The organism is Streptomyces sp. NPDC046759 (assembly GCF_040645475.1).
GTDB lineage: Bacteria > Actinomycetota > Actinomycetes > Streptomycetales > Streptomycetaceae > Streptomyces.
Genome location: NZ_JBEYYJ010000034.1, coordinates 57,364 through 64,868, shown reverse-complemented (window position 1 = coordinate 64,868; position 7,505 = coordinate 57,364). Strand labels below are relative to the sequence as shown.

At 72.0% G+C, this 7,505-nt stretch carries 7 protein-coding genes; 4 read left to right on the top strand and 3 right to left on the bottom strand.

Annotation, left to right across the window (positions count from 1 at the left end; all coding sequences use genetic code 11):
- Positions 1 to 144: 144 nt before the first annotated feature.
- Genes ABZ919_RS34525 through ABZ919_RS34515 form a run of 3 tightly spaced genes read right to left on the bottom strand, consistent with a single transcriptional unit; the run spans position 145 to position 2,313 of the window.
- The gene (locus ABZ919_RS34525) at positions 145 to 720 is read right to left on the bottom strand and encodes a cob(I)yrinic acid a,c-diamide adenosyltransferase (protein WP_361255884.1); all 576 of its coding nucleotides are present in this window, start codon (positions 718 to 720) and stop codon (positions 145 to 147) included.
- Between the two features lie 13 nt (positions 721 to 733).
- Entirely contained in the window at positions 734 to 1,483 is a 750-nt protein-coding gene (locus tag ABZ919_RS34520) for an ABC transporter permease (protein WP_361255882.1), read from the bottom strand.
- 44 nt (positions 1,484 to 1,527) lie between these two features.
- The gene (locus ABZ919_RS34515) at positions 1,528 to 2,313 is read right to left on the bottom strand and encodes an ATP-binding cassette domain-containing protein (protein WP_361255879.1); all 786 of its coding nucleotides are present in this window, start codon (positions 2,311 to 2,313) and stop codon (positions 1,528 to 1,530) included.
- A 97-nt stretch (positions 2,314 to 2,410) separates the two neighbouring features.
- On the opposite strand from ABZ919_RS34515, the gene ABZ919_RS34510 reads away from it, so the two are divergent.
- The 4 genes from ABZ919_RS34510 (at position 2,411) to ABZ919_RS34495 (ending at position 7,415) form a co-directional block, all read left to right on the top strand.
- Complete coding sequence (locus ABZ919_RS34510; protein ID WP_361255876.1) at positions 2,411 to 3,052, top strand: TetR/AcrR family transcriptional regulator; 642 nt, start codon at positions 2,411 to 2,413, stop codon at positions 3,050 to 3,052.
- Positions 3,053 to 3,320: 268 nt separating this feature from the next.
- On the top strand, positions 3,321 to 4,169 hold the full coding sequence (locus ABZ919_RS34505) for a 3-hydroxyacyl-CoA dehydrogenase family protein (protein ID WP_361255873.1): 849 nt from the start codon (positions 3,321 to 3,323) through the stop codon (positions 4,167 to 4,169).
- Between the two features lie 163 nt (positions 4,170 to 4,332).
- A complete protein-coding gene (locus tag ABZ919_RS34500) occupies positions 4,333 to 4,656 on the top strand; it encodes an STAS domain-containing protein (RefSeq protein WP_361255871.1) in 324 nt (107 codons plus the stop codon).
- Between the two features lie 281 nt (positions 4,657 to 4,937).
- Positions 4,938 to 7,415: an ATP-binding protein gene (locus ABZ919_RS34495; protein WP_361255869.1), complete on the top strand. Its 2,478-nt coding sequence runs from the start codon at positions 4,938 to 4,940 to the stop codon at positions 7,413 to 7,415.
- Positions 7,416 to 7,505: the final 90 nt, after the last annotated feature.

Below are 7,505 nucleotides of genomic sequence, written 5' to 3'. Positions count from 1 at the left end.
CCCGGACCCCCGGCCGGGAGGGTGTTTCAGTCGCGTTCCCCGCCGGGGACCCACAGCACGTCGCCCACGTCCCGGTTGGCCACTCGAGCCAGGATGCTGCATGTCCCGGGGGACAACCCCCGGACCCCCGGCCGGGAGGGTGTTTCAGTCGCGTTCCCCGCCGGGGACCCACAGCACGTCGCCCACGTCCCGGTTGGCCACTCGAGCCAGGATGAACAGCAGGTCGGACAGCCGGTTGAGATACGTCGCCGTGAGCGGGTTCATGGTGTCGCCGTGCGCCTCCAGGGCTGCCCAGGTGGAGCGCTCGGCCCGGCGTACGACCGTGCAGGCCTGGTGGAGGAGGGCCGCGCCCGGGGTGCCGCCGGGCAGGATGAAGGAGCGCAGCTTCTCCAGCTGCTCGTTGAAGCGGTCGCAGTCCGCCTCCAGCTTGTCGACGTAGAACTGCTCCACCCTCAGCGCCGGGAACTCGGGATTCTCCACCACCGGCGTCGACAGGTCGGCACCCACGTCGAACAGGTCGTTCTGGACGCGCGTGAGGACCTTGACGACCTCCGCGTCCAGGCCGCCCAGCGCGATCGCGGTGCCGATCACCGCGTTGGCCTCGTTGGCGTCCGCGTACGCGGAGATCCTGAGGTCCGTCTTGGGCACCCGGCTCATGTCACCGAGGTTGGTGGTGCCCTTGTCACCGGTCCTGGTGTAGATACGCGTCAGATTGACCATGCGGCCAGCCTAGTTACGCCCCGGCCGTCCGGAACACACGTGTGCCCACCGTCACCGACGTCGCCGCGAAGCCGACGGCGGCGAGGACGCCGTAGAGCATGTGCGCACTCCCGTAGTGGCCGACGTACGCGTCGCGCACCGCGTCCACCAGATAGCGGAACGGGACGAAGTGCGACAGCACGTCCAGCCAGGTCGGGGCGAGAGTCATCGGGAGCATCAGGCCGGACAGCAGCATCGACGGCATCGACACCATGTTGATCAGCGGCCCGAACTCCTGCGGGGTGCGGACCTTCATGCCGAGCGCGTACGACAGCGACGCCAGCGACAGGGCCAGCAGGGCGACGAAGACGAAGCCGATCAGGACACCGGCGAACGGTGCGCGCAGACCCATCACCAGCGCGGCCAGCACCAGCAGCACCGCCTGGAACACGAGGACCGTGGCGTCGCGCAGCACCCGGCCGAGCAGCAGGGCGAGCCGGCTGACCGGCGTCACCCGCATCCGCTCCACCACCCCCTGACCCTTCTCGACGATGACCGTGAACCCGGCGAACAGGGCCCCGAACAGGCCGAGTTGGAGCAGCAGACCGGGGACGAGCACCTGCCAGGAACTCCCCGTGCCGCCGAGCGGCAGATCGGTGAGCAGCGGGCCGAAGAGCAGCAGGTAGAGCAGCGGCGTGAGCACCCCGAAGAGCAGGGCGAGGCGCGAGCGCAGCGACTGGCGCAGATAGCGGCCGTAGACCAGGGCCGTGTCGTGGAGAAGCATCTCTCTGTTCCTCTGTTCCTCTGTTCCTCTGTGTGGTGCGCGGCTCATACGGCCAGGGGGGCGGAGTCGGCCGGGGCCGGTCCGCGGCCGGTGATGGCGAGGAAGGTGTCCTGGAGGGTGGCGTCGATCGAGCCGCCGTGCGCCAGCTTCAGCGCGCTCGGCGTGCCCTCGGCGGCGACCGTGCCCCGGTCCACGATCACCAGGCGGTCGGCGAGGGCGTCGGCCTCGTCCAGGTAGTGAGTGGTCAGGAAGACGGTAGTGCCGTGTTCGTCGCGCAGCCGCCGGACCAGGTCCCACAGGTCGGCGCGGCTGCCCGGGTCGAGGCCGGTCGTCGGCTCGTCCAGGAACAGCACCTTCGGCCGGTGGGTGAGCGCCATCGCGATGTCCAGCCGGCGCCGCCGGCCCCCGGAGAGCGCCCCGGCCCTGCGGTCGAGGAACGCGGTGAGACCCAGTTCGCGGGCCAGCTCCTGCGCGCGCTCGACCGCCTCGGCCTTCGGCAGGCGGTACATCCGGCCCTGGGTGACCAGTTCCTCCCGCACGGTGATCTGCGGATCGACGCCGCCGGACTGGGCGACGTACCCGCTCACCGCTCGCACCCCCGACGGATCCGTCGCCAGATCGTGCCCCGCGACGGTGGCCGCGCCGCCGGTCGGCCTCAGCAGGGTGGTGAGCATGCGCAGGGTGGTCGTCTTGCCGGCGCCGTTCGGTCCGAGGAAGCCGAGGATCTCGCCCTGCCGGACGGCGAGATCGACACCGCGCACGGCCTCCACTGGGCCGGTCTTGGTCTGGAAGGTGCGGGCGAGTCCCGCCGCGCTGATGACTACTGCCATGCCGACAGAAAAACAGACTCCCTGAATTTTTGCAATGACACCAAGTTTTCATCGACGGCAAAGTTCGAGGGTGCCCAGCGAAGTTAGGATCGTGGGCATGGCAGAGGGGCTCAGGGAGCGGAAGAAGCGGCAGACCCGGCAGTACATCTCGGACGTCGCCACGGGCCTGTTCGTCGAGCGCGGCTTCGACGCGGTCACGGTCGCGGAGATCGCCGAGGCGGCCAACGTCTCCGTCAACACCGTCTACAACTACTTCCCCACCAAGGAAGACCTCTTCTTCGACCGCTCCGCCGGGATGATCGACCGCCTGGCCCGCTGGGTCCGGGGCCGTCCCGAGGGCGAGTCGGCCGCCGCCGCGGTCATCCGCGAGCTGCGCGAGGAGGTCGAGGCGGTCTCCCCCCGGGTCGGCCTGCTGCCCGGCTACGCCGCCTTCATGCGGGTCGTCGAGGAGGCCCCCGCCCTGCGCTCCCGCCTCTGGGCCCTCGCCCAGGAGGTGCAGGCCCAGCTCGAGCAGGTCCTGCGCCAGGAGACGGGCGCGTCCGACGACGACGAACTGCCCCACCTGATGGCGGGCCAGATCGGCTGGGTCCACGGAACGGTCATCGCGGTCATCGGCCGCGAGATGCTCAAGGGGCGCGAACCGCGCGAAGTATCCCGAGAGGTGCTCGTCCTCCTCGACGACATGGAGGACCTGTTGAGCGAACGGGTCCTGAACTACGCCGTCCGGGGAGCGGCCTGAGGGTGCCGCCGGGCGGGAAGCGTGGGGCGCCGGCCGACCCGTGGAGCGCCAACCAGGGCGACTTCACGAGGAATTGGCGCCGCGGCCGGCGCGGCCGGGATCCCGTCGGATCCGCCGGCGGGGGGAGTGCCGAGGCCTTCGAACGGGACGTGACGGGTGTCTCACCCTCTGAGACCGTGACACGCGTTACTAACCCCTCACCCAGCGCCGCCGGAGCGCTAAGGTCCGCCGGAGAAGCAGACTTGGAGCGCATTCGAGGGAGTCGTCAGTGGCACGGAAGCTCGCCGTCATCGGGGCCGGTCTCATGGGGTCCGGGATCGCTCAGGTCGCCGCGCAGGCGGGCTGGGACGTCGTACTGCGCGATGTCACCGACGCGGCGCTGAAGCGTGGCACCGACGGCATCAAGGCCTCGTACGACAAGTTCGTGAGCAAGGGGAAGCTGGAGGCGCAGGCCGCCGACGCCGCCCTCGCCCGCATCACCGCGACCACCGACCTGGACGCCGCCGTCGACGCGGACGTCGTGGTCGAGGCCGTCTTCGAGAAGCTGGAGGTGAAGCACGAGATCTTCCGCGCGCTCGACAAGATCGTGCGCCCGGAGACCGTCCTCGCCTCCAACACCTCGGCCATCCCGATCACCAAGATCGCGGCGGTCACCGAGCGCCCCGACCGAGTCGTCGGCGTCCACTTCTTCTCGCCGGTGCCGATGATGCAGCTCGTCGAGCTGGTCCGCGGCTACAAGACCAGCGACGAAACGCTCGCCACCGCACGGGAGTTCGCCGAGTCCGTCGGCAAGACCTGCATCGTCGTCAACCGGGACGTGGCCGGATTCGTGACCACCCGGCTCATCTCCGCCCTGGTGGTGGAGGCGACCAAGCTCTACGAGTCCGGCGTCGCGACGGCCGAGGACATCGACCTCGCCTGCAAGCTGGGCTTCGGTCACGCCATGGGCCCGCTCGCCACCGCCGACCTCACCGGCGTGGACATCCTGCTGCACGCCACCGGCAACATCTACACCGAGTCCCAGGACGAGAAGTTCGCCCCGCCGGAGCTGATGCGCCGGATGGTGGACGCCGGTGACATCGGCCGCAAGAGCGGGCAGGGCTTCTACAAGTACTGAGCACCTCCCCTACGGGAATCCGCCGGATCTCACCCCCGGGAGTATCACCCCCAGGGGTGAATTCGGTATCGGTTCGCTTACAAACAGCAACCGCACCGCCACTCGCACAGTCAGACGTTGCAACGTCACGGAGTACGCCAACCGCACTCAACGGGGAGCGCATATGTACATCAGGGGCGACCACGCCGAGCTGGTCGTCGGGGGCCGCCTCGACGTCCGCAGCGCGGCGGACGCCCGTACGGCCCTGCACTCGGCCGTCGACGGCGGTGTCGGCGATCTCGTGCTCGACCTGTCCGAGCTGGACTCCTGGGACGCCACCGGACTCGGTGTGATCATGGGGGCCCACCGGCGGGCCGGCCGCTGCGGCCGCCGTCTGGTGCTGCGCGCGGTGCCGCCGCAGATGCAGCGACTGCTGGTGGCCACCCGGCTGCACCGCATCCTCGCCATCGAGGGTGGCATCGGAGTCGAGCCGCTGCCGCATGTGTGAGGGGTGTACGGGTGTGAGCCGGGCGCGGACCGCTGCGGCCGGTGAGACCCGGGCACAGCCGCCCAAGCGCACGTCGGGGGCAATCCTCACCGGACTGTGACGTCTCGGACCACCCGGCACCCCGCCCTGTCGGAGATACTGAGCCAAGGTTTAGTGTTCGGTCGCCCGCTGCCTCGCAACCCTCGACCGAGCGGGCCCGGACCAGAAGCGACGAGCGGTGTGCGACAAGGCCGGGAGGGGCCGAATCACGGTCACACGACGCTTTTGGGGGGCTTGAACCTATGGACCCGATCAACCCGGGAACCGAGGAGCACGGCCAGGCGCACAGCCGCCGCCAGCCCCGGGAGTCCCGCACCTCCGACTTCGGCCAGAGCCAGGGCGCGCCCATGCCCGTGCCCGCGCGAACGGCGCAGCTCGTCTCCGGCGATCTGCTGCTGACCGTGAATCCCGTCGACGGCAGCGAGATAGAACCCTGCCCGCCGGCTCAGCTGCCGCAGCGGCCCCGCAGGCGCACCGCCGCGGAGCGCGCCGAGGCGGAGCGGACCGGCCGGCCTCCCGTGCCGGCCGGCCCCGCCCGGCCGGCGCTCTCCCTGCTGGAACGCCAGGACGAACGCGAGCGTCTGGTCCGGCTGCTGGCCCGCGGCCGCTCCGTGCGGCTCACCGGACCCGGCGGCTCCGGCCGGACCGCGCTGCTCGACCTGGTCGCCGAGGACTGCCTGGACCTCGCGCCCGACGGAGTGGTCCGGCTCACCGGTTTCCACCGCACCACCACCGACCTCCTGCACGATCTCTTCCGTGCCGTCTACGACGCCCCTGAGTTCCGCCCCGAACCGGGCGAACTACGCGAACTGGTCGGGGTGATCGGGGCGGTCGTCGTCCTGGACGACATCGAGTTCGGCGGCGCCGCCCTCGACGAACTGCTCGACGCCACCCCCGAGTGCGCGTTCCTGCTCGGCGCCACCCCCGAGGTGCCCGCGCCGTCCGAGGGGTCCGCGGTCGAGGAGGTCTTCCTCGGCGGCCTCGACCGCGCCGCGGGCGTGGAGATCCTGGAGCGGGCCGTCGGCCGCGTCCTCACCGAGGAGGAGGCCAACTGGGCCGGCGACCTGTGGTTCGAGTCCGAGGGCCTGCCGCTGCGGTTCGTCCAGGCCGGCGCCCTGCTGCGGCAGCGCGACGAGCTGCGCGCCGGTGCCGGTGCGGTCGACGAGTACGGCGTCTTCGAGGACGTACGGCCGGACGTGCGGCTGCCCGCGGACCTTCCGGCCGAGCTGGAGGACCAGGTCCCGCTGCCCTCGCTCGGGGAGGCCGCCGCGCCCGCCCCGCTGCTCGCCTCCCGGCTCAGCGCCTCCGCCCGCGCCACCCTGCGCTTCGCCGTCGCCCTCGGTGGTGAGGTGCCGCACCAGGCGCACCTGCCGGCGTTGATCGGCGACACGCACGCCGACGCCGCCCTCGGTGAGCTGGCGAGCTGCGGACTGGTCTCCCCCGTGGGAGCCCGCTACCGCCTCGCGGCAGGTGTGCAGACCCAGCTGGAGGCTGCCGGGTACGGTGACGGAGCCCCGGCCCAGGCGCTGGCCGCCGCCGAGCACTACGCCTGGTGGGCCGGGCATCCCTCGGTCACCCCGGAGCGAGTGGGCGCGGAGGCCGACGCGGTGCTGGCCGCGCTCGCCGCGATCGTTCCGCAGTCGGCTCCGTCCGCCGAAGGGGAGGAGAGCTGCGCGGTGCGGCTGGCCCGTACGGCCGCGCCCGCCTTCGCCGCCGGGCTGCACTGGGGCGCCTGGGAGCGGGCCTTGCGGTCCGGCACCGAGGCCTCCCGGCTCGCCGGTGAGGTAGCCGAACAAGCCTATTTCCACCACGAGTTGGGTGTCCTGGCGCTCTGTTCCGGCCAGCTCGACCGGGCCCGCGCCGAGTTGGAGGCGTCCATCGGGCTGCGTGGGGCGCTCGCCGACAAGCGGGGCACCGTCGCCGGGCGCCGGGCCCTGGCGCTGGTCGCCGACCGCTCGGGTGAGGTGCCCGGGTTCACGGCGGCGGCGGGGGAGGAGCCGCCGGAGGTACGGCACGAGGAGTCGGCGCCGCCGCCGTACGCGCCGCTCGGCGATCCCCTGGTCACGCAGCGGTTCCCGGCCACTTTGGCCTCCCCGGCGCGCGGCGCGGGTTTCCGCCGGCTGGCCCGCCGCAACCTGGTCGCGGTCGGCTCGGGGGCGCTGCTCGCCGCCGTGCTCGGCACGGTCGTCACGCTCGGCATGACGTCCAACGAGAACGCCGACAAGAACCCGGCCGGCAAGGTCGACGTCAACCCTTCGGCGAGCCAGGGCACGGACGACGGCTCCCTCGGCGCCGACCCCAAGAAGGACCCCGCGGCGGGCACCGGTGCGCTGCCGACCGCCACCCGGCCCACGCATCAGGGCCCCGACGGCACGACGGCCGGTCCTACGCCGCCGGCGGCCACGACGCCTGCGGCCGGGACGAGTCACAGCCACGGCACGGGCAGCGGATCCACCTCCCCGAAGCCGTCCAGGTCGAAACCGACCGAGCCGGGTTCACCGAGCCCGACGAAGCCGACCCCGTCGGGTAGCACATCGTCCTCGCCGTCGCCGAGCTCCAGCACGCCGACCCCGCCGCCCAGTTCAAGCGAGTCGAGCGGTACGACGCCGTCCACGACGGACTCGGCGAGCGGGCCCACGACGCCGCAGAGTTCGGTGATCGGGTCCGCGACGCCGAACGGTTCGGGTAGCCCGTCGCAGTCCGCGGGCACGGTGATGTGAGGCTGTCCGGCGGTGCTCCACGGGCCCGGGGCCCGGTCGGCACCGCCGGTCCGCGCCGGGGCGGGTGCCGCCAGTGCTGCGACCGGACAG